Origin of the sequence: Ensifer sp. ENS09 (genome assembly GCF_014852425.1) — a bacterium.
In the GTDB taxonomy this organism is placed as follows: domain Bacteria; phylum Pseudomonadota; class Alphaproteobacteria; order Rhizobiales; family Rhizobiaceae; genus Ensifer.
Genome location: NZ_JACVBP010000009.1, coordinates 82,658 through 108,011, shown reverse-complemented (window position 1 = coordinate 108,011; position 25,354 = coordinate 82,658). Strand labels below are relative to the sequence as shown.

Annotated in this window: 22 protein-coding genes and 1 pseudogene; 10 read left to right on the top strand and 13 right to left on the bottom strand. The window is 61.7% G+C overall.

Annotated features, from left to right (window positions below; genetic code table 11):
* The first annotated feature begins 45 nt into the window (after nucleotides 1-45).
* Nucleotides 46-1,113: an ABC transporter substrate-binding protein gene (locus IB267_RS31965; RefSeq protein WP_192451415.1), complete on the top strand. Its 1,068-nt coding sequence runs from the start codon at nucleotides 46-48 to the stop codon at nucleotides 1,111-1,113.
* A 60-nt stretch (nucleotides 1,114-1,173) separates the two neighbouring features.
* Here the strand turns inward: IB267_RS31965 and IB267_RS31960 are convergent, their stop codons facing one another.
* The gene (locus tag IB267_RS31960) at nucleotides 1,174-1,623 is read right to left on the bottom strand and encodes a DUF1801 domain-containing protein (protein ID WP_192451414.1); all 450 of its coding nucleotides are present in this window, start codon (nucleotides 1,621-1,623) and stop codon (nucleotides 1,174-1,176) included.
* Nucleotides 1,624-2,081: 458 nt separating this feature from the next.
* On the opposite strand from IB267_RS31960, the gene IB267_RS31955 reads away from it, so the two are divergent.
* From IB267_RS31955 to IB267_RS31940, 4 genes are all read left to right on the top strand, one after another.
* Nucleotides 2,082-3,026, top strand: coding sequence for a tripartite tricarboxylate transporter substrate binding protein (locus IB267_RS31955; protein ID WP_192451413.1), 945 nt, complete (start codon nucleotides 2,082-2,084; stop codon nucleotides 3,024-3,026).
* Entirely contained in the window at nucleotides 3,023-3,514 is a 492-nt protein-coding gene (locus tag IB267_RS31950; protein WP_192451412.1) for a tripartite tricarboxylate transporter TctB family protein, read from the top strand. The genes IB267_RS31955 and IB267_RS31950 overlap by 4 nt, the downstream gene beginning before the upstream one ends.
* A gap of 14 nt (nucleotides 3,515-3,528) precedes the next feature.
* Entirely contained in the window at nucleotides 3,529-5,046 is a 1,518-nt protein-coding gene (locus IB267_RS31945) for a tripartite tricarboxylate transporter permease (protein WP_110819767.1), read from the top strand.
* A 206-nt stretch (nucleotides 5,047-5,252) separates the two neighbouring features.
* Nucleotides 5,253-5,420 carry a hypothetical protein gene (locus IB267_RS31940; RefSeq protein WP_192451411.1) on the top strand — a complete coding sequence of 56 codons (168 nt, stop codon included), beginning with the start codon at nucleotides 5,253-5,255 and terminating at the stop codon, nucleotides 5,418-5,420.
* 550 nt (nucleotides 5,421-5,970) lie between these two features.
* Here the strand turns inward: IB267_RS31940 and IB267_RS31935 are convergent.
* Both IB267_RS31935 and IB267_RS31930 read right to left on the bottom strand, forming a co-directional pair.
* Nucleotides 5,971-6,408, bottom strand: coding sequence for a hypothetical protein (locus tag IB267_RS31935; protein ID WP_192451409.1), 438 nt, complete (start codon nucleotides 6,406-6,408; stop codon nucleotides 5,971-5,973).
* Complete coding sequence (locus IB267_RS31930) at nucleotides 6,365-7,468, bottom strand: DUF475 domain-containing protein (RefSeq protein ID WP_060521017.1); 1,104 nt, start codon at nucleotides 7,466-7,468, stop codon at nucleotides 6,365-6,367. Before IB267_RS31930 ends, IB267_RS31935 begins: the two co-directional genes overlap by 44 nt.
* Nucleotides 7,469-7,924: 456 nt before the next feature.
* On the opposite strand from IB267_RS31930, the gene IB267_RS31925 reads away from it, so the two are divergent.
* The 3 genes from IB267_RS31925 (at nucleotide 7,925) to IB267_RS31915 (ending at nucleotide 10,213) form a co-directional block, all read left to right on the top strand.
* Entirely contained in the window at nucleotides 7,925-8,833 is a 909-nt protein-coding gene (locus IB267_RS31925; RefSeq protein WP_192451407.1) for a DMT family transporter, read from the top strand.
* Nucleotides 8,834-8,910: 77 nt separating this feature from the next.
* Entirely contained in the window at nucleotides 8,911-9,306 is a 396-nt protein-coding gene (locus IB267_RS31920) for a VOC family protein (protein ID WP_192451405.1), read from the top strand.
* Between the two features lie 127 nt (nucleotides 9,307-9,433).
* Nucleotides 9,434-10,213, top strand: coding sequence for an ABC transporter substrate-binding protein (locus IB267_RS31915; RefSeq protein WP_192451404.1), 780 nt, complete (start codon nucleotides 9,434-9,436; stop codon nucleotides 10,211-10,213).
* Nucleotides 10,214-10,288: 75 nt separating this feature from the next.
* On the opposite strand, the gene IB267_RS31910 is transcribed toward IB267_RS31915, so the two are convergent.
* Nucleotides 10,289-11,347 (bottom strand): GNAT family N-acetyltransferase, encoded by a 1,059-nt coding sequence (locus IB267_RS31910; protein WP_192451403.1) that lies wholly within the window; start codon nucleotides 11,345-11,347, stop codon nucleotides 10,289-10,291.
* A gap of 313 nt (nucleotides 11,348-11,660) precedes the next feature.
* On the bottom strand, nucleotides 11,661-11,840 hold the full coding sequence (locus IB267_RS34055) for a hypothetical protein (RefSeq protein ID WP_371742687.1): 180 nt from the start codon (nucleotides 11,838-11,840) through the stop codon (nucleotides 11,661-11,663).
* Here IB267_RS34055 and IB267_RS31905 point away from each other — a divergent pair.
* A pseudogene (locus tag IB267_RS31905) lies at nucleotides 11,760-12,435 on the top strand (SDR family oxidoreductase). The gene IB267_RS34055 and the pseudogene IB267_RS31905 sit on opposite strands and share 81 nt — an antisense overlap.
* Nucleotides 12,436-12,559: 124 nt before the next feature.
* On the opposite strand, the gene IB267_RS31900 reads toward IB267_RS31905, so the two are convergent.
* Nucleotides 12,560-13,423 carry a LysR substrate-binding domain-containing protein gene (locus IB267_RS31900; RefSeq protein ID WP_192451402.1) on the bottom strand — a complete coding sequence of 288 codons (864 nt, stop codon included), beginning with the start codon at nucleotides 13,421-13,423 and terminating at the stop codon, nucleotides 12,560-12,562.
* A 108-nt stretch (nucleotides 13,424-13,531) separates the two neighbouring features.
* Between IB267_RS31900 and IB267_RS31895 the strand changes: the two genes are divergently transcribed.
* Nucleotides 13,532-13,942 carry a 4-oxalocrotonate tautomerase family protein gene (locus IB267_RS31895; RefSeq protein WP_192451400.1) on the top strand — a complete coding sequence of 137 codons (411 nt, stop codon included), beginning with the start codon at nucleotides 13,532-13,534 and terminating at the stop codon, nucleotides 13,940-13,942.
* Nucleotides 13,943-14,273: 331 nt separating this feature from the next.
* On the opposite strand, the gene IB267_RS31890 is transcribed toward IB267_RS31895, so the two are convergent.
* From IB267_RS31890 to IB267_RS31860, 7 genes are all read right to left on the bottom strand, one after another.
* A complete protein-coding gene (locus IB267_RS31890; protein WP_192451399.1) occupies nucleotides 14,274-15,185 on the bottom strand; it encodes an NAD-dependent epimerase/dehydratase family protein in 912 nt (303 codons plus the stop codon).
* 259 nt (nucleotides 15,186-15,444) lie between these two features.
* Nucleotides 15,445-16,296, bottom strand: a complete 852-nt coding sequence (locus IB267_RS31885; RefSeq protein WP_192451398.1) for an ATP-binding protein — start codon at nucleotides 16,294-16,296, stop codon at nucleotides 15,445-15,447.
* Between the two features lie 341 nt (nucleotides 16,297-16,637).
* The gene (locus tag IB267_RS31880; RefSeq protein ID WP_192451397.1) at nucleotides 16,638-17,768 is read right to left on the bottom strand and encodes a glycosyltransferase; all 1,131 of its coding nucleotides are present in this window, start codon (nucleotides 17,766-17,768) and stop codon (nucleotides 16,638-16,640) included.
* Between the two features lie 215 nt (nucleotides 17,769-17,983).
* Entirely contained in the window at nucleotides 17,984-19,207 is a 1,224-nt protein-coding gene (locus IB267_RS31875; protein ID WP_192451396.1) for a glycosyltransferase family 4 protein, read from the bottom strand.
* Between the two features lie 40 nt (nucleotides 19,208-19,247).
* Entirely contained in the window at nucleotides 19,248-21,401 is a 2,154-nt protein-coding gene (locus IB267_RS31870) for a nucleoside-diphosphate sugar epimerase/dehydratase (RefSeq protein ID WP_192451459.1), read from the bottom strand.
* Between the two features lie 751 nt (nucleotides 21,402-22,152).
* Complete coding sequence (locus IB267_RS31865) at nucleotides 22,153-23,433, bottom strand: HlyD family type I secretion periplasmic adaptor subunit (RefSeq protein ID WP_371742680.1); 1,281 nt, start codon at nucleotides 23,431-23,433, stop codon at nucleotides 22,153-22,155.
* A gap of 38 nt (nucleotides 23,434-23,471) precedes the next feature.
* Nucleotides 23,472-25,253, bottom strand: a complete 1,782-nt coding sequence (locus IB267_RS31860) for a type I secretion system permease/ATPase (protein ID WP_192451394.1) — start codon at nucleotides 25,251-25,253, stop codon at nucleotides 23,472-23,474.
* Between the last annotated feature and the right edge of the window lie 101 nt (nucleotides 25,254-25,354).

The following is a 25,354-nucleotide window of genomic DNA, read 5'->3' as shown; positions in this document are numbered from 1 at the left end:
GACGCCTTGCTTGTGAACGGTGCGACACTGAGGCATTGTGGATTCATGCGGTTCTTGATTTCTTTTCTTTTTTTCGCCCTTTGTCCCCAGCTGCTCCTTGCGGCCCCCATCATATTTCCAGCTCTTTCCGGCAAAGCGGACGTGCGCACGCTGGTCGTCTATTCATCACTCGACGAGCCGCTCGCAAAGCCGATGATCATCGGTTTCCAGCGGGCCAATCCGGATGTTGCCGTGCGCTATGAGGACATGCTGACCGGAGAAATCTACGACCGCATCATCAAGGAGACCGACGCCGGAGTGAAGACGGCGGACTTCGCCTTTTCTTCCGCCATGGACCTGCAAGTCAAGCTCAGCAACGACGGTTACGCCCAGCGCAGCGACCTGCCGATGAGCGACCGCTGGCCGGCCTGGGCCAACTGGCGCAACACGGCTTATGCGCTGACCTTTGAGCCTGCCGTCTTCGTCTATCACAAGCCGAGTTTCACCAAGGAGAAGCCGCCGTCGACGCGCGCGGAATTCGTTGATTACCTGAAGCGCCAGGGCGCGGCCGTCTTCGGCAGGATCGGAACCTATGACATCGAGCGTTCCGGCGTCGGCTTCCTCTTCATGTCACGCGACCAGGAACAGTTCGGCGATATCTGGGATGTCATCCAGGCCATGGGGGCGGCAGGAGTCAAGCTCTACTCGACGAGCGAAGCAATCCTCGAGCGTGTCGCCGATGGCCGCTTCGTGCTCGGCTACAACATCCTCGGATCCTATGCGGCGGACTGGGCCGCTCGGCATCCGGATGTCGGCATCGTTCTGCCGAAGGATTATACCGTGGTGATGTCGCGCATCGGCCTCGTCCCGCAGGCCGCTGCCTCCCCCGACCTCGGCCGGCGCTACCTTGAATTCTTCATGTCCAAGGAAGGTCAGACGATCATGGCACGGGAACTGCAGATCCCGGCCGTCAGCCCCGAGGTGGCGGGCGAAAATACCGCCAACACCATGCAGGAGATGCTTGGCGGCCAGTTGCGCCCCGTGCCGGTGAGCCCAGGCCTGATGGTCTATCTCGACCAGGTGAAGCGCTCACGGCTGATTGCGAAATGGAACGAAGTTTTAAGGCTCCATTGACGGCGATGGACCGGAAGCGCGGCGCTCCCGGACAGATCGCAAACCCCGCAAGCTTCAGCCTTAAGCCTTCGTCCGCGAACGCCCGGAACGTAGGGCCTGCGCGGAAAGGTTCAGTTCGACGGCAGCAAGCACCAACGCCTTTAACGCCTCCTCGTCGATCGCCTCGCCCTCGTGGATATCGATGGCGCGCCGGACATTGCCTTCGAGGCTGGCGTTGAAAAGACCGGCCGGATCATCGAGCGCCGCCCCCTTGGCAAAGGTCATCTTCACCACAGCCTTGTAGGTCTCGCCGGTACAGATGATGCCGCCATGTTCCCAGACCGGGACACCCCGCCATTTCCATTCTTCGACGACGTCAGGATCGGCTTCCTTGATCAGCTTTCGTATCTGCGCGAGCGTCGCTCCGCGCCAGTCGACAAGTTCCGCGATCCTCGCATCGATCTGCGCGGAGGGGGAAGCGGCGTCTTCCGCCGCATCGTTGTTTTTCGCTTTGGTCGTCGCTTTCGCCATCGAATTTTACTCTCCCATCTGCCGGAGCTCGCCTCGAGGCGGGCTCGGCGCAACCCTGTCTTCGCCTTGTCGGCGTTGCTTCCTCATACCTAGGCTCGGCCCGGCTGGCGGCAATATCCGAGCAACGATTCGTAGTTCCGTTCAAGAAATCCGGTCGGGAATTTGCTCAATTTGAACGCCGGGGACCGGCAACATCGCCTGTCAGCGCATGCGAGAACCTAAGATTCCGTAAACGGTGCGGCAGGATTTTCGCATTCGGGGCTTGATGTCAGCTAAATGTCAGCTTTCTATGGTGCCTTAAGGTCACTGGCACCCGTGGAGGCGGGCCGCCGGTTGCGTACTGGGAGGAAGCCACCAATCCGGTCAAGCGATAAGGGTCGAAAGAGCCCGTCGCCGTCTTCCCGTTCGCACACAGCAACAACGTGCGCGGTGAAAACGCGCCTCACGGAGGACTGACCTTGAAACATATTTTCATCGCAACGATTCTCGCCGGTGCCATGTCGCTCCCGGCAGTTGCCGCCGACTACACGATCATCGCCCCGGCAAACCCAGGCGGGGGCTGGGACCAGACGGCCCGTTCGCTGCAGACGGTCATGCAACAGGAAGGCATCTCCGGCAACGTTCAGGTTCAGAACGTACCGGGCGCCGGCGGCACGATCGGTCTCGCCCAGTTCGCAAGCCAGCAGAAGGGCAACCCGAACGCCCTGATCGTCGGCGGCTACGTCATGGTCGGTGCAATCCTCACCAACAAGTCCCCGGTCACCCTTAAGGACGTTACGCCGATCGCGCGCCTCACCGGCGAATACGAAGCTGTCGTCGTTCCGGCCTCGTCCGATATCAAGACCATGGGCGACCTCGTCGAAGCTCTGAAGAAGGATCCGGGTGCTGTGTCCTGGGCTGGCGGCTCGGCCGGCGGTACCGACCACATCGCTGTTGGCCTGATCGCCAAAGCGGCCGGCGTCGACCCGACCAAGATCAACTACATCGCCTATTCCGGCGGCGGTGAAGCGCTTGCCGCTATCCTCGGCAGCCAGGTTACCGCAGGCATCTCGGGCTATGGCGAGTTCGAGTCGCAGGTCAAGGCCGGCACGCTCCGCCTGCTCGCCGTCTCCAGCGCCGAGCGCATTGCCGGCGTTGATGCTCCGACGCTGAAGGAATCGGGCGTTGACGTCGTCGTCGAGAACTGGCGCATGGTCGCAGCCGCTCCTGGCCTCTCGGACGAGCAGAAGGCCGCCGTTTCGGCCGACATTGAGAAGCTTGCAAAGTCCGCCGGTTGGCAGGAAGTCCTGAAGACCAAGGGTTGGCAGGACAGCTATCTCGCCGGTGACGCCTTCAACGCCCAGCTCGACAAGGACGTTGCGGCGACCGAAGGCGTTCTCAAGGACATTGGACTGGTGAAATGACCAAGGGGCATCACCCTTCAACTGCAACGCGTCGCCCGGATCGGGCGGCGCTCTTCATCGCGGTGGTTCTCGCCGCTATCGCTGGACTCATTTTCTGGGATGTGTCCCGCCTGACCGGCGCGGCCGGCTACTCCCAGGTCGGACCAACCACGGTTCCCTATGCGATCGCCTGCTGTCTTTTCGGCCTTGCGATCTGGACCGCGATCGAAGCGTTTCGCGGCGATTTTCCAGAGCGTGATCACCAGGAAGTCGCTCCGGTTATCTGGATCGTCGGTGGTCTTGCCGCCCAGATGCTGCTGTTGAACATTGCAGGCTTCTCGATCGCCACCGGCATTCTGTTTGCGTTGACCGCACGCGGTTTCGGTAAGCGCAAGCTCTGGTTCTCGCTCCCCGTCGGCATTGCGATCTGCTTTGTGGTGTGGGTAATCTTCGCCAAGCTCCTGCTTCTGTCGCTGCCCGCGGGGCCGCTTGAACGCCTGTTCTTCTAAGAGGGCCGACGACCATGGCTACTTTTGAATTCCTGATGCAGGGATTGCTGGTTGCTGCGCAGCCGATGAACCTGCTCTACGCGCTGATCGGCGTGACGCTCGGCACGGCGGTTGGCGTCCTGCCCGGCATCGGCCCGGCCCTGACGGTTGCGCTCCTGCTGCCGGTCACCTACCGTCTCGATCCCGGCGGCTCGCTCATCATGTTTGCCGGCATTTACTACGGCGGCATGTATGGCGGCTCGACCACGTCGATCCTATTGAACACGCCTGGCGAAAGCGCCTCGATCGTGACTGCGCTCGAAGGCAACAAGATGGCGAGAGCAGGACGCGGCGGGCCAGCGCTGGCAACGGCCGCGATCGGCTCCTTCGTCGCCGGCCTGATCGCCACGCTCGCTCTTGCCTTCATCGCGCCTTACATCGTCAAGCTGGCCCTGGTTTTCGGTCCGCGCGAATATTTCGCGCTGATGGTTCTCGCCTTTGTCACCGTTTCCTCCGCCTTCGGCGACAGCACCCTTCGCGGACTGACGTCACTGTTTGTCGGTCTGGCACTTTCCGTCATCGGCATCGACCAGCTGACCGGGCAGGCACGCCTTTCCTTCGGCGTTCCCGAACTGCTTGACGGCATCGAGGTCACGACCCTCGCCGTTGCCATGTTCGCGATCGGCGAGACGCTCTACATCGCTGCACAGGGCGACAAGGGGCCCGACAAGGTCGAGGCCGTCCGTGGCTCGGTGTGGATGAATGCGTCCGACTGGGCACGTTCCTGGAAGGCGTGGCTGCGCGGTACGCTTATAGGCTTCCCGATCGGCGCCATGCCGGCTGGTGGCGCCGAGATCGGCACCTTCCTGTCCTACGCCACCGAAAAGCGGCTGACGAAGCATCCCGAAGAATTCGGCAATGGCGCGATCGAAGGCGTCGCCGGTCCGGAAGCGGCCAACAACGCGTCGGCCGCCGGTACGCTCGTTCCGCTGCTGACGCTCGGCCTTCCGACCACGGCAACTGCGGCCATCATGCTTGCCGGCTTCCAGCAATATGGCCTCCAGCCCGGACCGCTGCTGTTTGCGACCAATCCGCAGCTCGTCTGGGGCCTGATCGCCAGCCTTCTGATCGCCAACTTCATGCTGCTGGTCCTGAACCTGCCGCTCATCGGTCTTTGGGTGAAGCTGCTGACGGTTCCGAAGCCCTGGCTCTATGCCGGCATCCTGCTGTTTGCCACGCTCGGCACCATCGGCGCCAACCCGTCGGTCTACGAACTCGGCATGCTGCTCGCCTTCGGCCTGCTCGGCTACGCCATGCGCATCTTCGGATATCCGATCGCGCCTGTTGTCGTCGGCCTGATCCTGGGCCCGCTCGCGGAACAGCAGCTACGCCGCGCGCTCGCGATCAGCCAGGGGGACTACTCGGTCCTGTTCACCTCGCCGATTGCCGCAGGCCTCCTGATCATCGCAGCTGCAGCGCTAATCGTACCGCTCATCCTTCGGGCCCGTGGCCGCGGCGAAGTCCTTTCGCAGCTCGCCGCCAACGAAGACTAAGCCCCAATAACAATCGGGTCCGGAACCCCTTTCGGACCCGATCGACATAGCGCCTCCTCCCAAGGCCTATCCGCAGGTCCGGCCGGTTTGAAAACCGACCGGGCCTGCTTCCTTTGCATGGCTGGCCTGTCCGATTGTGCATTGCAATACGACTGGCCAGACCCCATCTTTTGCTCATCAAAGAGAAAACGAAAGCGAGCAAGAAGATGGCTGCCACAACTTATCACAAGGGTTTCATCGGTCGTGCATTCGCAGTTCTCGGCGCTGCTAGCGCTGCCGCCGCCGCTGTCGAAGGTCACCGCCGCCCGAAGGCAAGCGACCTGCGCACGCTGGGCATTGATCCGGCTAATTTCCCGGACACGCGCCGCGGCTAACAAATTCCAGCGCCCTGAGGGGCGCCTTATCCTCCCAAGGATCAAAAACGGCTCGGGGTCGACAGACCACCGGGCCGTTGTGTTTTCCGGCAGCCGGCAACTTAAGCCATCACGCCCCGCCACTTCACTGGCCCGAGTCAAGAGGGCGGGCGGTCCGACGCCTACCCGTCGCAAGTTCAACCAGCCTGCTTCCACTGCATGGCTGGCGTGCTTCATTGTGCATTGCAAAAAGACCGACCAAACCCTATCTTTTGCTCATCAAAGAGAAAACGAAAGCGAGCAAGAAGATGGCTACCACAACTTATCATAAGGGTTTCATCGGTCGTGCATTCGCAGTTCTCGGCGCTGCTAGCGCTGCAGCCGCCGCTGTCGAAGGTCACCGCCGCCCGAAGGCAAGCGACCTGCGCACGCTGGGCATTGATCCCGCGAACTTCCCGGACACGCGCCGCGGCTAACAAATTCCAGCGCCCCGAGGGGCGCCTTATCCTCCCAGGGATCAAAAAACGGCTCGGGGTCGAGAGACCACCGGGCCGCTTTGCATTTGAAGGTATCAGCGAGATTTTGCGAACGGCAGGAAATCCCGCAATCGGGTCCGAAGGATCTGGGACCACGGCACTTCGGCATCAATTGCTGCGTAGCCGGCCCGCGTCAGCGAGAACTCGACGCGACCGGCATCGTCCTGCCGACGGATCATGTACTGCATGTTGAGCGCACGGAAGACCGCCGCATGCAAGTCCTGCGGCCAATCGATGTCTTCGGCCGGCACGCGATGGGCACCTGCCCTGTATAGCTCCTCAAGCACATTCTTCAGATCGTCAGCCAGCATTCGTTCCTTATCCGGTGTGCTGCATGATTTGACAACGCGGCACGGTCGAACCGAGCCGAAAGAAAAACGGCCCGGCGTTTCCGCCGGGCCGTTTCCGATTTGAAAGAGCGTCCGCCGCTTAGGCTTCTGCGCGAGCCCGCTCTTCCTGGTGTGCGCCAGCAAGCTCTTCCTGTCGTTCCCGCTTGTTGTAGCGGATCGACGACCAGAGCGAGATGCCGATGAGCGCAGCACCGCCGAGGCCGGTGATGACCTCCGGAATGTGGACCAGCGTCTGGAAGTACATGACCACCGAGAGGATCAGGATCGCGTAGAACGCGCCGTGTTCCAGATAGCGATATTCGCTGAGCGTACCCTTTTCGACGAGCATGATCGTCATCGAGCGCACATACATGGCGCCGATGCCTAGGCCGATCGCGATGATGAAGAGGTTCTGCGTCAGTGCGAAGGCGCCGATAACGCCGTCGAACGAGAAGCTGGCATCGAGAACTTCGAGATAAAGGAAGGCACCGAAGCCGCCCTTTGCTGCAGCGCTCATGGTTTCCTGCTGCGCATCGAGCAGGCCACCGACCACCTCAACCACGAGGAAGGTCAGAAGGCCATAGATCGCCGAATAGACGAAGGTGTGCACGTCTGCCGGCTCAAGCAGCGTCGAGAAGCCGAGGATGAGCGCGAGGACAAACGCGATCTCGACGCCCTTGATGGTCGCAAAACGCGCCATCTTGGTTTCGACCCACTTGATCCAGTGCACGTCCTTCTCATGGTCGAAGAAGTAGCTGAGACCGACCATCATCAGGAAGGTGCCGCCGAAGGCCGCGATCGGCAGATGCGCGTCGTTCATGATGCGCGCGTATTCTTCGGGCTTGCTTGCTGCCAGAACGATCGCTTCGATCGGACCGATCTTCGCTGCGATAACGACGATCAGGAGCGGGAAGACGATACGCATGCCGAAGACGGCGATGAGAATGCCCCAGGTCAGGAAGCGATGCTGCCACTCGGGCGTCATGTCCTTGAGCTTGTTGGCATTGACGATGGCGTTATCGAAGGACAGGGAGATTTCGAGCACCGCAAGCACGGTACAGATGAAGAAGACGGAGGCCATGCCACCGATGGTGCCGGTCGACTGCCAGCCGAGCCAGGCGCCGAGCACAAGGCCGACCGCCGTGACGATGAAGGCCCAGGTGAAATAGCCGAGCGCGCTCGAATGCGATTGAGGCTGGTTCATCGACGTGCCTCCTTCGCGCGGACGACGCCGGATTCGGTGAAAAGATGAGGTTTCAAAACAGAAATTCGCACGGCCGAAGGGGCACATGCGTGAGGCATGAGATCAGTTTTCATGGGAGCTAATCCGCCGGCTAATTTGCTGGCGGTACCGACATCACGAGAGCGCCGTAAAAACTCTCGCCAGAGGGGCCCGGCACCAGTGTTCGACCCGCGATCCGATGTCTGGACGGCGGGAACGTTTGACTAATTAGCAGTGTCAGGCGGAACGTCAAGGGGGCGGCCACTCGCTTTGATGGTGGATCGCCAAACGGTTGTTGCCAAGCTCTGTCTTGGTTCGGCTGCCGCCCCGGGCACCGCCGCCCATTCATTCGCAAAACTTATGGTTCCATATACAGACGGCAATGGATCGGCCGCGCTGAATGTGGCATGGCGTGCGCAACTTATTGAAGGCCCTGACATGACCGTGATCTCCGCCCCCATAACCGCCCCGAACGCCGCCCGCACCGGTGTTCTCATCATGCTGCTCGGCATGCTGATGTTTTCGCTGAACGACGTCATGGGGAAATGGCTGGTCGCGACCTACTCCGTCAGCCAGCTGATGGTGATCCGAAGCGTTGCGGCACTTCTGTTCCTGTCGCCCTTCATTCTCAGGCGCGGCCTGCGCTCGATGTTCCAGGTCGAGCGGCCCGGCCTCCAGGCCCTGCGCTCGCTGCTCTTTGCCATCGACGCCTCGGCCTTTTATTTCGCGGTCGCCTACATGCCGCTCGCCGATACCATGACCTACTGGCTGGCCGCGCCGATCTATGTGGCGGCGGCCTCGCCGTTCCTGCTTGGCGAGAAGGTCGGCTGGCGGCGCTGGACGGCGATCCTCATCGGCTTTGCCGGCGTCTTGATCGCGCTCGAGCCCTCCAAGGAAAGCCTCGGCCTTCCTGCCTTGATTGCGCTTGCCGGCAGCACCGCCTTCGCCTTTGCCCTCATGCTCGGTCGCACGCTCCGCTCCACGCCTGACACGACGCTGGTCTTCTGGCAGATCGTCGGCGCGCTCATCTTCTCGCTCGTCGGCGTTGCCGCCAATCCCTCCGGCTGGGCGCCGGTCGATGGCGAAGCGCTGTTGCAACTCGGCGCGCTCGGCATCGTCGCGATGCTCGCGCATATCCTCGTCAATCGGTCGCTCAAGCTCGCCGATGCCGCCACCGTCGTCCCGCTGCAGTACACGCTGCTCTTCTGGGCCGTCGTCTTCGGCTGGTTCTTCTTCGGCGACACGCCGCGCCCGACCGTGCTCGTCGGAGCGGCACTAATCGTCGCCTCGGGCCTCTTCATCTTCTTCCGCGAACAGCAGTTGAAGAAGCGAAAGACAAAAACCTGATCTCCCGCCCGGCGGGGTTCCCTCATCGGCGACACTCTGCTACGCCGCCGAGATCATAGCGTGAAGGAGATATGCCCGTGGCCAAAGCGATCCATTCGATGATCCGTGTTCTCGACGAGAAACGATCGATCGATTTCTATCGTGTGGCCTTCGGGCTCGAAATCGCTGAACGCCTCGAGTTCGAAACCTTCGTGCTGATCTACCTCAGGAACGGGGAAAGCGAATTCGAGCTGGAGCTGACGGTCAACAAGGACCGGACCGAGCCCTATGCGCTCGGTGATGGCTATGGTCATCTGGCGTTGTCGGTCGACGACCTCGACGCCGAACATCAGCGGCTCACGGAAGCCGGCCTCAACCCGGGAAAGATCGTCGACTTCAACCGAGACGGCGCGCTGCTTGCCCGGTTCTTCTTCGTGGTCGATCCCGACGGTTACAAGGTCGAAGTGCTGCAGCGCCACGGTCGCTACAAGTAGGACCTGGCCGCCAGACAGATCAACCAAAACAATACCGATTATCGCGCCTATCTATTTCGCTTATAGACAAGCGCGACTTAGTCTTCCCTGGAAGCATCAAGAATGATGCGCAACAAGGGGAACGCGAATGAAGAAGCGGATTGCAGCAGCAGTGCTCGCCGTCATGGCGACAACGGTGGTCACGGCCCAGGCCGCCGAGAAGATCAAGATCGGCACGGAGGGCGCCTATCCGCCCTTCAACTTCATCGATCCCGCCGGCAAGATCGGCGGCTTCGACGTCGACATCGGATTAGCACTTTGCGAGCGCATGAAGGTCGAATGCGAAGTCGTCGCGCAGGACTGGGACGGCATCATTCCCGGTTTGGTCGCCAAGAAATACGACCTGATCATCGCTTCGATGTTTATCACCGAGGAACGCAAGAAGCAGGTCGCCTTCACCAATCCCTACTACCTCGCAGCCATGACGCATGCGGCCCCGAAGGGTGCAGGCTTTACCGAGTTCACCAATGAGGCGCTCAAGGGCAAGGTGATCGGCGCACAGTCAGGCACGACCCAGGCCGAATACATCACCGCCACCTATCCCGACGCGGAGATCAAGCTTTATCCGACCCAGGACGAGGCCAACCTCGACATGGTCAACGGCCGCCTCGACCTGCAGGTGGGCGACATGCTGCCGCTGCTCGACTGGGTGACGAAGAATGCCGACGGAAAGGCATGCTGCGAACTGATCGGCGAACCGATCACCGATAAGAAATTCGTCGGCGAAGGCGTCGGCATTGCCGTGCGCCAGGAGGACAACGACCTGCGCGAGCGGCTGAACAAGGCCCTCGACGAAATCCGTGCCGACGGGACCTACAAGAAGATCAACGACAAGTACTTCACCATCGACGTCTATACGATGAAGTGACGCATGGATGGCCGGTCGACACGGCCGCTTCGAAAGACCGGCCGCGCCCCAAGGGCGCGGCCGGCCTGTTTATGGCTAGGCTTCGCTCACCGCGCGCTGCTTCGCCACGATCGCCTTGAATTCGGGATCGTCGACGAGCGATTGCACGGCCCAGTAGCCCTCGAGCCACTCGGCCCCGCCTTCCCAACCGCCATCGACAAGCTGGCGGAGATTGGCAAGCGCCCGGGTGCGGTCGCCGGCAAGCGTCCAGGCTCCGGTCGCGTGGAAGCGATACCAGTTGATGTGATCGCTCGCACGCTCCAGATGCAGCCCCCATTCCCGGCAAGTATCGAGATCGAGATCGCCGACGTTCTCCGCCGGCAAGTTTCCGCTATAGGCAACATGCCGATCGCGTTCGATGAGGCCGATGCCGTTGGCAATCGCGATCGACCCCTTGTTGGAGGCGTGCGTGTGCCATTCGATATCGGGCCGACCTCGCTTGACGCACTCGGCAATCGTCGCAGCCGCTGCCGCCTTGCCGAGCCCCAGGCGCCGATAGGCAGGCTCGGTCCCGACACCCACTTCGCAACGGGTGCCGCTGACGCTGTCGGTTGCGCAATGGCTGACGATGGACCCGTCGTGAAGCACGCAGAAGCCGATGGCGTTTTCCAGGAAGACTTCGGGGGAGGCCCAGCCTTCCATAAGATCGGTCACGGTCTCGATATCGCCGGGTTCCAGATCGAGCAGGCGCTGGTCGATCGGCACGAGGCGGAAGCCGTCAGGCAACGCCGTCGCCGCGAGGCCATGACTTACTGCCGGCAAACCCATCCTGACGCGCGGATGCGGCCGGGCGAAGCCATTGGACCAGATGTCGCCCAGACGATCGGACCAGCGGTCTTCGACGAAGAAATAGGCCCAGTCGGGGATCAGTTCCTTCAGCTCGGCAAAGCTTTCGCCCGCCTCATCGGGCAGGCCCGCGAGATAGTAGGCATCGCCATTGGCGAGCAACGCAACGCGCGGCTCTACCGCGCGATCGACCCAGACTTCACCCTCTAGGGTGCCGTCGAGTACGGCAGCGATGGCCACGTGGGTGGAGGAAAGGTCCTTTAGGACGGATTGAGCAGCCGGATAGGCGGCTTGTTCGAGTAGAAACATGAAAATGCAATCCTGTTGCGGCGGGATATGCCATCCCTGCCGCCAGAAGAAAGAGTGGAGACGATCAGGTCGTCCCGTTTCAGACCGGCTTCAGCCGACCGGCGCACGGCGTTGGACACTGTCATCTTGTTACCTCTCTCTACCTGCGCCCTCGGATCGGACGCGATTGCAATTGCCGAACTAGACAGCCGGGCCGTGCAGCGCAAGCGCTTTACGGTAACCGCTCAAGATTGGTCTGCGGTCCGGCGGGCTTGCGCCATTGGCGGCGGCAACGGCAGGCGCTAAAGCTCTCCTGTCCGGATTTGGTGTAGCCTCACTCCGGAATCGGCGGAAAGCATCGGAGACCGAGATGTTCGACCTCAGCGGAATGACGGCATTGGTAACGGGCGGCGGCCGCGGTCTCGGCCTTGAAATGGCAAAGGCGCTCGCGCGGGCCGGCGCGGTTGTTGCGATCAACGGCCGCAATGAAGCGACCCTCGATATGGCGCGCCACCAGGCCGCCGCCGAAGGCATCGCACTCGACCTTGTCGCCGGCGACGTTTCAACGGATGCGGAAGAGATCGTCGCGGCGGCCGCGGCCAAGACCGGCCAACTCGACGTCCTCATTCATGCCGTGGGCGAGCGCGATCGGCGTGGGACCGACGTCATGGACCCTGCGGCCTTTGCCGCCCTCGTCAACACGGACCTGACGGCCGCCTATGCCGGCACTTCCCTATTTTCGCCGATCCTCGTCCGCCCGGCTGATCTTCGTCACCTCGATCGCCGCCTCCGTGGCGCGGCCTGGCGACCCCGCCTATACAGCGGCCAAGGGTGGTCTCGATGCCCTCACCCGTTCGCTGGCGGTGGAGCTCGGATCGGCGATACTCACGGTCAATGCGATCGCGCCCGGCTGGTTTGCAACCGAGACCAATGCGGCACTTGCCGCCGACCCGGCGCTGCAGGCCTTCGTCGATGTCCGCATTCCCCTGAAACGCTGGGGCCGACCCGAGGAGATTGCGCCAGCGGCTGTGTTCCTCGCCTCGCCCGCCGCCAGCTTCGTCAATGGCATCACCTTGACCGTGGACGGCGGTATGACCGCGCAGATGTGAGCGTCATCGTCGACAATTTCCGGGCAGCGGCGGCTTTCGGATCTCGCTTTGTCGCTGCGTGCTCGGATCTGGAGCGCCCCGTAGATCGACGCGGCCGCGCCGCAGTCTTTCCGGGCGATTGTCTTCACCACCGCTCGATACCGACCGCCAAGCCTTCGGCAAGCAATGTCGCCAGGCTCGACGCCGGCTTGTCGGCCTTTGCTTTCAGCCGCAGGCTGAATTCCGCATTCGGCAATGCCGGTAGCGAAAGTGCCGGGGGTGCGAGCGCTATGCCCTCTCCGAGGAAGCGCGGCGTGCGCGCGGTGACGGCGATGCCGCTTCGCACCGCCGCGCGCAGACCAGAAAGGCTGGGGCTTGTCGCCGCGATGCGATAGTGGCGCCCCGCCTCGTCGAGGGCCGCCGTCGCAGCCGCGCGAAAGCCGCAGGGCGGATCCAGCACGGCAATCGGCAACTCGCTGTCAGCCATGGATGGAGCATCCGATGCCGATAGCCACAGCATCGGTTCGTGCAAAATGGCGATCTCGTCGGGTGTCGGCCCTTCCCGCATGACGATCAGCACGTCGATCAGCCCCTGATCGTAGGCCGACGTCAGTTCACGGGATCGGCCGACCCTCAAGTCCAGCCGCACACGCGGATGGGTGCGCCCGAAGCGACGTAGCAGATCCGGCAGGTTGCTGTCGGCGAAATCCTGGGTGCAGCCGAGGGCCAGGCGGCCGTCGGTGCTGGCCCCCTTCAGGCTTAGCCATGCATCCCGGTGTACCTCGAGAATGCGGCGTGCATGAACGACCAATTCCTCTCCGGCCGGCGTCAGAGTCCTCCCTCTGCCTGAGGGTGCGAGCAGCGGCTCGCCGATCATCGTTTCAAGGCGCTGCATCTGGGCGGTCACCGCCGAAGGTGTCCGCCCCACGGCCGCAGCCGCGTTCGCGAGAGACCCGCTCTCGGCGAAAGCAAGAAAGGTGCGCAGCAGGTCAGGATCGAAGTTTTGCATTACTTCAATTTAGTCGAATTTATAATGCCAAACAATTCGATTTTTTCGAATGCAGAGACATGGCAGATTGCTCACACAAGAAATGGGAAACCCGAAAGGAACCAGCCAATGCCCATCATCAACGTCACCGTCAGCGGCAAGCCGGACCCGGCACTCTCGTCGCGGATTGCCGCCTCGGTCAGCGAACTGACGGCTGCCCACCTGCGCAAGGATCCGACGATCACAGCAATCGTCGTCACCTATGCGGACCCGGAACACTGGTTCGCCGGCGGAAAGTCACTTGCCGAACAGGATATCAACAGCTTCTGGCTGGACATCAAGGTCGTCGACGGCACCAACACCAAGCAGGAAATGGCTGCCTATCTCGAGGCCATCTTCGGGCGCTTTGAACAGTTGCTCGGGCGGGTGCACCACGAGAGCTACGTTCTGGTCCACGAGGTTTCGGCTGCCGCTTATGGTTATGGCGGCAAGACGCAGGAGTTCCGCTACATCAGCGGCAAGCTCAAATCCGGCGTCTGAAGCCAGCGGGAGCCGCTTCCCGAACTTGCACTCGGCGTGTTAGCGGAGCGCCCGAAGACATGGCCGAGCCGCTTCCCTCCTCCCCTCGCCGGCTCAGCGCGCGGCATGTCATGGAGCCGCTGGTTGCACTGGCGGGAGGCCGGCCCGCGGTGCAGATCCGTTGACAAGTCCCGCCTGGGCCGTTGTCGGCGTCCCAAGAATGGTAGTTTAGCGGAACGCCTTCGCGGACGAGAATGCGCCCTGGCCCAACGGCAATCGGTTGCCTGTGGCGTCATCGACCCTCTTGGCGGCCGGCAAACGTCGCTACCCGCAGGCCGCCTCGCCATCGCGTTCACTGCAGCAGTCGCGCGAGCCCGGTTCGAAGGTCGGTTGCGCAGCGATAGCCGAGTGTTGCGTAGAGCGTTTCAACACACCCGCGTGATCGCCTGACTTCGCCCAGTAGGCCGTCGATATAGGTGAGATCCGAGCGGCTGCCGGTTTCCTCGATCATGATCCGCGCAAGGTCGCTGATCGATGTCTCGACACCGCTGCAAACATTGACGATGCGCGCGCCCGTGTCCCAGCGCCCAAGCGCGTGCAGCAAAGCCTCCACAACGTCGTCCACATGGACGAAATCACGGGTCTGACGGCCATCCCCATGGATGGTGATGTTTTCACCGCGCTCCAGCCGTTCGGCGAACTTCGCGATCACGCCGGAATAGGGAGACGATGGATCCTGCCCCGGCCCGTACACGTTGAAGAAACGCAGACCCAGGCTCGCTATGCCGTAGACCTCATAGGCAGACCGCGCGTGAAGTTCGCAGGAAAGCTTGTCCGCACCATAAGGCGACAACGGAATGCAACGTCCGGCTTCCGAAAGCGGTAGTTCCTGGCTTGCCCCGTAAACCGCGGCCGATGAGGCGTAGACAAGCGGAAAATGAGCCCCGGAGTGGGCAAGTTCCTCGATGATCGTGAGGAACCCCGTTATGTTGATTGCGTGCGATGACGTCAGTTGCCGCTTGCACCGCTCGACCGAGGAGATCGCCGCCAAATGGATACAGGCATCCACATTGGCGAGCGCGCGGCGTACGGCGTCGCGGTCGAGCACCGACCCCTCGATGAAGGTCGCAGCCTGCGGGATGTTTTCTCGCTTTCCCGAACTCAGATCATCAAGGACGGTCACGTCATAGCCAGCCTTAATGAGCCGACGGGCGAGGTGCGCGCCAATGAAGCCGGCTCCACCGGTAACCAGTATCCTTTTCAAGCCGTTTTCCCTCGCGACACCTCATCGCGATCGGAGGCGCCTGGATCTTAAGTGTAAGTGGATTCCTGAGCCGCCGAGCCGACCGTGGAGCGCGACCGGCACTCGGCCAGTGCGTCCGCGACCGGACCTTCCGTCTGGGTTGCAATCTTCCTTGTCGCCCAAACGCCGTCAAGGCTCCCGCAGCCAGGTTTACCGTTTCGCAGAGACTTGATGAGAGACAAGGCTAAGGCTTGCCCGCGATAAAACCGGCAGGAGAGCGTCAGGGCCCCGGACAGCCGAGGATCAAGTCTTCAACCTCGGATCCGGTGCCGACGCGCATCAGGACCGTGAACCGGCCGTCGGCGCCGACCTCGAAAAGCGTTCCCCCGTTTTCGCCCTTCTCGTTCGTCCGGGTCACGATCAGCAGGCTTCCGGCGCCGCTCAGATAGGATCGAATGTTGGACACGGCCAAGCGGATCTGCGCGTTGGAGAAGTAACTCCTGTTGAGAATGTTCGCGGCTCTGACGAGATCGAAGCGGCCGGCGAAGTCCGGCGAGCGCCGCATGATGTCATCCTCGACGAATGCGATGGAATCGTCGCGCGACAACGACCGCGTGATCATCTGGACCGGCTCGCTCCTGCCGCTGCGGATCAGCGCGCGAAGGCGCGGCTGCAGCATGGATTTCGCCAGATGGCGCGGGATGAAGGCAAGGGACACATAGTCGAGCCGTCGGATCCAGGGGCGGATCGCAAGACCGGCGACATCATATTGCAGCGGCCAGCCTTCCGGATCGGCAAGAACGCGAACCCCCGGCGCCACGTCGACGATGTGCGCGTCGATGAAGAGATCGGTGGCGGTGATCTTCGGTTTCGCCCCGCAGGCCTCCAGGTATCGCAAAAGCTCGACCGTCGTCACGCCGGTGGAAACGCCGACATCGAGCACCTCCCGCAACTGCCCTGCCCTCTGCGAAAGCAAGGGCCTGAATGCCGTTTCCAGCTCACGAAAACGCGAGGGCTGCGTGAGCTTGAAGGTGCCGTTTCGCATCTTCAGTCTCGCGAAGAACTCCGACTCCCGGACCCAGTCCGTCGAGCCATCGTTTCCCGAATAAAATTGCCGGGCGCTCATCACCATGGTCGGACAAACCTGTAAAAATTGCCTGCGGCTCTCGAACCCTGGGGGCGTCAGGCAGCGGCCGAACTCTACCGCCTGCCTTTCCAGACAGGGGCTCAGCGCCCGCTACAACGATCCTGAGGATAAACTGGCCGACATCGGCTCCCAAAACATGAAAACGACAACAGTTAATTTCAATATATTCGAAAACAATGCAGGGATAATACCAACTCCCCCGGAGATTCCAAGTTACATTTCAGCAGTTGCTTTCGAATGAGCCACTGCGTCACGCCACGATCCCGGTGGCCCGATCGTGTCACCTCCTGCTTTCTCCACATCCCCCGACAGAACGCCGCGACTACTCAGGGCAGATCCTGTGACGGGTGCGAGGAACGGCGGAACCGAGAGGCGCCGGTATCTGCGCCGGCCGTCGTCAATGTCGGCGGACCGGGCTTGATCAGATCGTAAAGATCCTCGTAGCACGAGACGGTCCGGTCGATCGAAAAGCCCTGCGCACGGCGGCGCGCATAGGCTGTTGCATTGCGATATTTCTCCTCATCGCTGGCGAGTTCTCGAATGCGGTCGGCAAGCTGCCCGTGGTTTTTCGCCGGGAAGCGGTAGTCGTCGTTGTCAACGACGACGGCCAGCCCTCCGACATCGCTGACCAGGACCGGCAGGTCCGATGCCATCGCCTCGACAACCGCCACGCCGAAGCCTTCCCAGTGGGACGATTGCACATAGAGGTCAAGGCGGCCGAGGAACGCCGGGATATCCCGGACCAAGCCGGAAAAGTGGACGCGCTCGCGCACGCCCAGGGCGCCGGCGAGTTCTTCGACGATCGGGCGGCGACCCCCCACACCGGCAAAGACCGCATGGACATTGTCCGGAAGCCGCTGGAGGGCGCGCACGATGGTTTCCTGGTCCTTCTTCTCGGTGAAGCTTCCAACCATGCCAATGTAGAAGAGGCCATCCTGTCTCGGCTTGCGGTCGCGCGCCGACGCAAACCGGTCCAGGCTGACGCCGTTTTCGACGATGTGGATTTTCGCGGCCATAGGCGCCAGCCATTCGGACAAGTGGTCGCGGACAGGTGTGCTGATCGCCGCAACACAGTCGTAACGGCCATAGACCCAGCGCTCGATACCGCGCAGCCACCGCCTCGCCCTTCGGCGGTTCCAGGTGTTGTGCTCGGTGTAGATTTTCCGAAAGGGCAGGAGCGCGCAAAAATAGAGGGACGGAAACAGGTGGACGTGCACGACGTCCGCCGCCCGCATCGCGCGCCATGCTTTGGCAATCGAACGGGGGCTCGACAGCTTGACCGCGATGATCGTCACGGCAGCGAAGGCCGTGTCTTCCAGGAGCTCGTTGTTGGCTCCCTTCCACACGATTACCGTTGCCGAAAACCGCGTCTGTCGCTGCGCCATCTCCACGACCAGGCGCTCGGCGCCGCCGTTTCCGTTAAGGTCGTTGATGATGTGAACGACGCTGCCTGCCATCGTAAGACAATCGCCTCAAATATCCCTCGAAGGCGATTATGCATAGCAACCGTCAATTCAACAACTATTAGTAATGTATACATCGAAAATTATGAGTTTCTCATTGAAGCGCTAGAAACACGCGCAACCGAAAGGTTTCTAGAAAAGCATCGTCGCGGTTGTTCTTTTCTTGGAGAACATTCGCGACTATTCTGTAAAAGGGTGAAATGTGCCCGTCAGATCAATGCCATGCGCTCAAGAAGCAGCTTGTTCACGGCATGCACGTCGAACTTTGATTGGGCGAGTTCACGTGACCTGAGCCCCATGTCCGCGATCAGCGAAGGCGCTCTCAGGAAGCGGCACATGGCTTCGGCCAGTTGCTTGGCGTTGCGCGGCTCCACCAGGTAACCATTGAGCCCGTCGACCACCGTCTCGTCGCAGCCGGGCAGATCGGTGGTGACCACCGCGCGCCCCGTCGACATCGCCTCGAGAATGCTGCGCGGTATGCCCTCGCGATAGTAGGACGGCAGGACGAAGACGCTGCAATCGGTGAGATGCGGGCGCACATCCGTGGTTTCGCCGAGATAGTTCAGGCTGCCGTCCTTGACCCATCCGTCGATGGTCTCAGCCGAGATCGCGGCTGGACTTGGATCGAACTGCCCCAAAAGACGAAATTCTGCCTCCGGAAATTGTTGGCGGACGAGGCGCGCGGCCTCGACATATTCGCCGATCCCCTTGTCCTTCAGCAGGCGCGCGACGAGCAAAAAGACCGGGCGCCCGCTGGGCGGGCTCGAAAAAGCATAGTGGTCGAGATCCACGCCAGAGCCCGGGACCAGCGTCAGCTCGCGCTGATCGGAGATCAGCCTGCAGCTCTCGATGTCGGCGGAATCCGCACGGTTATAGGCAAAGACCCCGCCAGCCCCCTTGAGCGCCAGCCGATAGAGCAGCACGCTCAGCTGCTTGATGCGGCGCCCGATCCACCGCTTGCTTGCGGCATCCGAGTAGACATGGCCAAGGCCGGTCACGAGAAAATACCGTCGCTTGACGCCGACCAGGCGGGCGGCAATGCCGCCATAGACGATCGGCTTCATCGTATAGGGGATCACGACATCGATCTGCCGTGAACGAAAGAGCCGCCAATAGGACCAGAGCGTCGTCAGATCCGTCAGGGGATTGAGCCCCGTGCGTGCCATCGGCGAGCGGACGAACTCCACACCGATCTCGGCAAGCTGACGAACGACGTCCTCGTCCTCTTCCGGCCCGACGGCCAGAACCGAATGGCCAGCCTCGACCAGGCGCCGCAGCAGCTCCAGCCGAAAATTGGTGAGCGAACGGCTGTAGCTCGAAAGCACCGCGATCCGCTGTTTCGGCACCACACCGGCAACCGCCGATCCTGCGGCGACAGCCGCTCGCTGTGGCGGCTGCCTGACCGGAGAATAGTCGCTCGCGTCAATCAACATCAGGCCGCGCTCCATACAAGCGTTCGAAAGATCGCACAGATCACATCGGCATCGGCGTCGAAGGCGGCCCCCGCCTAAGGCTCGACAGCGCTGCTTGCAGGACATCGTCAGTCAGATGCGCGACATCGGCGTCGGCGGCCCCTTCCTCCCCGTCATCCGACGAGGGCGCCCCAGCCGTACCTTCGGCCGGATGCTTGTCGAAGCCGGGAATAAGGCTGTTCATGATCGCAAAAACCATCGCCTGATCGCCGAGTTCGGCAAAAAGCTTCAGGCGCGCGAACATCTCCTTGAGTGTCGTCAGGGGTACGGCATTCGGGATCGCGCCGAGCACGCCGGGAATGGGAGAGCTGATGCGTTGCTCGCCGCTATCGAACAGCTCCTCATAGAGCTTTTCGCCGGGCCTCTGGCCGATGATCTCGATGTCGATGTCCTTGCCGGGCGTAAGACCGGCAAGCCGGATCATCCGCTTGGCGATGTCGATGATCTTGATCGGCTCATTCATATCGAGAACGAAAATCTCACCCTTGCCGATTTCGCCTTCCAGACCGTAGGCCGAAGCCTGCAGCGTCAGTTCGACGGCTTCGCGAATGGTCATGAAGAAGCGTGTCATGCGCGGATCCGTCACCGTCAGCGGGCCACCCTTGGCGATCTGCCGCTTGAACAACGGGATCAGCGAGCCGCTCGAACCAAGCACGTTGCCGAAGCGAACGGTCATGAAGCGCGGGCCAGCCCCCTTCTTCAGGCAATGAAGGTCGAGCGCCTGGCAATAGAGTTCGGCCAGCCGCTTGGTCCCGCCCATCACGCTGGTCGGGTTGACGACCTTATCGGTCGACACCTGCACCATCGCCTGCACCTTGAAGCGGCGGGCGGCATTCGCCACGTTCATCGTGCCGATCACATTGGTCAGCACGCCCTCGCAAGGGTTAAGCTCCACCATCGGCACATGCTTGAGTGCGGCAGCATGGAAGACGAGTTCCGGCCGATACTTGGCAAAGACATCGTTGACGCGATTGGCCCGGCGGACGTTGCAAAGGTTTGCGGTCCGCTTGACGGCCGGATAGCGCTCTCCGAGTTCCATATCGATCGCATAGAGATTGTACTCACAGTTCTCGACCAGTATGAGCTCGGCCGGTTCGCGCGCTGCCACCTGCAAGGTAAGCTCGCTGCCGATCGAACCACCGGCGCCGGTGATCAGGACGCGACGGCCGCGGATGAGGCGCAGAATTGCCTCGTTGTCGAGGGCTGCCTGCGGGCGCTCCAGAAGATCCGTCAGCTCGATCGAGCGCAGCTCGAAACGGCTTTCCTGCTTGGCGCTCTTTAGTTCGGTGATCTGCGTCAGGCGCGATACGGTCATACCACGCGCTTCGGCACGCCGCATCACATCCTCCGCCCCCTCGCCGAACGCCGAAAGCGCTTCGGTAAAGACGACATGGCGCGGCAGCTGCCCACGCTCTGCAAGCGCACAGACCACACTATCGAAATCGCTGAGCGCGCCGAGGATCGGAATGCCGCGCAAGGTCATATCCGTATGCTCCGGCGTCACTTCCAGGCAGCCGACCGGCTTATGGCTGCAATGCGGATCTCGGCGGAGCGCTCTCAGATAGAGGTCTGCCGCATGGCCGCTGCCGACGAGCAAGGTCGGGATCTGCTCGGCATTGTCCTCGGCGACCGGCTGGCGCCGGCTCGGGCGCAACGCCAGTTCGTCAAGCCGGAAGCTCAGCCGCGAAGCCGACAGGAATGCGGTCAAAAGCAGCGCCTCGAGCGGCACGACGCTTCGCGGCATATCCTGCAGGCGGTTCGCAAAGAACGACATCAAAACCAGCGCCGCCGAACTGATCAAGACGGCCTGCAGGATCGAACGCAGATCCGAAACGGAGCAGTAGCGCCAATCGCGGGCGTACAATCCGGCGACCGGAAAAGCGAGCGCACAGGCAAGAAGATATAGCGGCCCGGTCGATACCAGCGCCCAGATCAACTCCGGACGGGTCGACATCGCGTCGAAACCGTAACGCAGGAAAAAGGCGGCCACGAGCGCCAAAGCTGCAGACGCTATGTCCATCGCATAGAGCACACGCGATCGACGAACCTGCTTGACCGAGGATACGGCCGTTCTTGCCGCCAAGCGCAAAAGTGCGCGTCCGACAGCGGCAAACCAGGTGAATATTGTGAGGAACCTTGCCCAGTATCTCGCCATGGACGGCGGAGACGGGGCGACGGCTTGCGTGGGCTGGGCAGCGGCCTCGTTGCGATGCATGCGACACCCTTCGATCCATAGAACGCCATTCAACCGCCGCGCCGAGAACGGACGGACGAATGATGCGCCTTGAGACGTCATGTCTCGTTGAATTTGTTTGGAATACAATTCTGATACAGATCAGATCATACAAAGTTACCTGAAATTTATTTTATCTATGCACGGATACAAGCTTTGGTCTTCGCAATAAAATACGCCAACTTCGCCCAAACTCTCGCACGCCGAAAACTGCGTGTAAATTATCTTTTCGTTTTATCGGAAGATATTTACATAATTATCTTAGAACTCAATAGTATTACTGCAAATTGATCCATAGCCCTTTAGGATTAACCAGCGACCACTCCGCTCCTCCGGGAGCAGAATGCACCACTCGAAATATGGAAATAAAATCCAAATTTCGAAAACAACTTCGCGCACTTTTACGTACAAAAAAAGATAGAATTTTCATTTACAAAATTAATGAACGAACATTTTGCAGTAAATCCGAAAATATACATCTGACAAATCTTAGTGCGATTGGAGAAGGCGCTTCAACACTCCCCAGTACGCATCCCGGAACCGCTCTCGGGTGAAGGGCGAGCGACGCCGACAGCCCCCAGACCACCGGAGGCGGACCATGCCAAAGGAGCTCCCCGCGTATCAGCCGAGACGCCGGTTCAGCGCAATCTTGCGCTGGAAAGACCTTGTGGGCTCATTCCCCGGCAAAGGCACGTCGATAGGAGTCGGAAATCGGCCGGATCAAATACTCAAGGAAGGTGCGGTCGCCGAGTTCAATGAAGGCGTCGATCGGCATCCCCGGATGCAGTTGCTCCATGCGAACGCCGGCAGGCAGCGGCGTATCCAGGCGCAGCACGGCCCGGTAATAGGGCTCGCGCGTCGCCGGATCGGTCAGGCGGTCGGCCGAGACATGGGCAACCGTCGCTGAAACCTCCGGCGTCAGGCTGGTATTGAGCGCCGAGAGGCGGACCCTCGCCGGCTGACCGACATGGACGACGTCGATGTCCTGCGGATGAATACGCGCATCGACAACCAGGTCCCCTGTCGGCAGGATCTCCATGATCTTTTCGCCGGGACCGACGACACTGCCGACGGCATTGTAGACCGAGGCGACGACAACGCCATCCACCGGCGCCTTGACGATGGTGCGCTCGAGCACCCGGCGTGCGGCCTCGACCTGTTCTTCGACGTCGGCGAGCCCGGTCTTCACCTCGTTCATCGCGGTCACCGCCTGCTCGACGCGCTGGGTCTTCAGCCGTTCGATCTGCTCACGCGCTTCCGCCACCTGCGTGCGGCTCGACGAAGCTTCCGCCTGCAGCATGCCGACCTGGCCGAGCAGGTCCGCTTCGACGCGAAGAAGCTGCGTGTACTCCGTGCGGTTCGTCAGCCCCTTTTCCAGGAGATTGAACTTGCGCTCGGCTTCGCTGCGCACGATCTGCGTCTGCTTCTCGACTGCCGCCTTCTGCGCGGCCAGACCATCGAGCCCATCGTTCAGGCTTTCGACGCGCTGCTGCAGGATGACGGTTTCGGAGGTGAAGCGGGCAAGCCGGGTCTGAAACTCCTTGACCTGCTCTTCCGTCAGGTCTCGGCTTGCGGCCGACATCGTGGCCGGCGCATTGCCGATCGCGATCGTCAGATCCCGCTTCCCGTCCCGCTCGGCGGCAAGACGCGCCTCCCGCGCCTTCAGTGCCACCCATTGCTTGGCAAGGCGGTTGAGCTGGGTGCGGGCCACGGTGTCGTCGAGGACCACGAGCGTCTGGCCCCTGGCAACGGCATCCCCTTCACGTACCGCGATTTCGCTGACGATCCCGCCTTCCAGATGCTGCACGAGGACATTGCGGCCCGTGGCCGTGATCGTACCGGAAGCGACGGCAGCGCCGGAGAGCGGCGCCGTCGCCGCCCAATAGCCGAAGCCGACAAGGATAAGAGCAAGCGTCCCATAGCCGAGCCGGGCGACAAACCCGGTATCGGTCACGATCGCCTCCCGCCAGGAACGCCGAGCACCCGCCGCCGTCATGGCCGGTCCCCGGTTCTGCCAGGCAGGAAGGCGGAGATGTTTGCCGGTGGGAGGTTCGACGGCCGCTTGGCAGCGGCTGCCTTCGCGGCCCGGTCCGCCCGCTCGGACTGCGCGCGCCGCGCCACCTCATCCGTTGGGCCGAAGTCATCGATCCTGCCATTCTTCATCACCAGGATCCGGTCACATGTCGTTGCGATCGAAATGCGGTGCGTGACGATGACGACCGTGACGCCGCGCTCCTTCGCGTCTCTGAGCGCCCGTCCGAGTGCCGCTTCCCCCTCACTGTCGAGGTTGGCGTTCGGTTCGTCGAGAACGAGAAGACGCGGAGAGCCGTAGAAGGCGCGCGCAAGCCCGATGCGCTGCCGCTCACCGCCGGAGAGATTGTTGGAGCCGGGCCCGATCGGCGTCTGATAGCCCTTCGTTTGCGCCAGGATGAGATCATTGGCATGTGCCGCGCGCGCGGCCGCAACCACCGTCTCGTCCGCCGCATCCGGCTCGAAGCGCGAGATATTGGCGGCGATCGTGCCGGGCAGAAGCTGCACGTCCTGTGCGAGATAGCCAATGAGGCTGCCGAGCTGCGCCGCGTCCCAGGTTCTCAGGTCCGCACCGTCGATGGTGATCGAACCCGCGGTCGGGGCAACGGCGCCGGTCAAAAGCCGCGCAAGCGTCGATTTACCCGCCCGGCTCGGTCCGACCACAGCAACGCTTTCGCCGGCAGCGATCGTGAAGTTCAGCCGTTTGAGGATCGGCTCGGGGTCGGCTCCCGCGTCCGGCGAAACATAGAGCAGATCGCGCACAGCGATATTGCCTGCGGGGTTTGGCAGCAGAAGCTTGCGGCCATCGGCATTGCCGGCCTCGATCACCTTTTCGAACCGCGACCAGGCGCTGCGCGCTTCCATCGCCTGCTTCCAGATCCCGACCAGCTGATCGAGCGGCTGCAGCGCGCGGCCCGACAGGATCGAGGACGCGAAGATCATGCCAGCGGTCATCTGCCCCTTCAAAACAAGGGTCGCGCCGACAGCGAGGATCGCCATCTGCAGGATCATTCTGATCGATCGCGATATGCCGCCGAAGATGGCGTTGACGACGAGATTTCCGTCGGCTGCCGCAGTCGCGGCGGCAAACTGGCGGCCCCAGACCTCGCTGACATTGTTCGTCATGCCCATCGCACGCACCGTCTCGGCACTGCGGCTGAACATCTGCGCCGTCAGATTGGCGCTGGTAATCCGCTCCTGCGCGAACTGCGCCGCCTTCTTGTTCATGTACTGATTGAGGAAAACCAGGAGAAGGATCACGATCGCGCCAATCGTCGTCATCAGGAAGAGCATTGGATGCAGGAGATAAAGCAGTGCCGCGAACACCGGCGAGAACGGCAAATCGAAGAGGACCGGCGTGCCGCGTGAAGCGATGAAGCCTCTGACTGTCGCAAGATCGCGCAAGGGCTGAATGTCGCCCGGTTCCCGGCCCGTTGCCGCGACCACGTTTGCAAAGGCAGCCGCCCCGAGCTCGCTGTCGAGCTTGGCCGCCATGCGCACGGCGTAGATCGCCCGAATCACATCGAGCAGGCCGAGGAATGCGAAGGCAAGGAACGCGATAATCGTCAGATAGACGAGCGTTTCGATGCTGGAAGAGGGCAAAACCCGATCATAAACCTGGATCAGAAACAGAGGCGATGTCAGCGCCAGCACATTCACGACCGTCGAGAACAAGCCGAGATCGATAACGCTGCGCCGGAACGCAGAGCGTAAACTGCCGCTTGTGATTCTGTTGTCTACCATGCTGCAACGACACCGTTTCCAGGAATTTGAGTGGGGCCGTATCGATGGAAGTGTTCCCCGATGTCAACGTGCCGGGGGTTGAGCAGTTACTATACATCTGT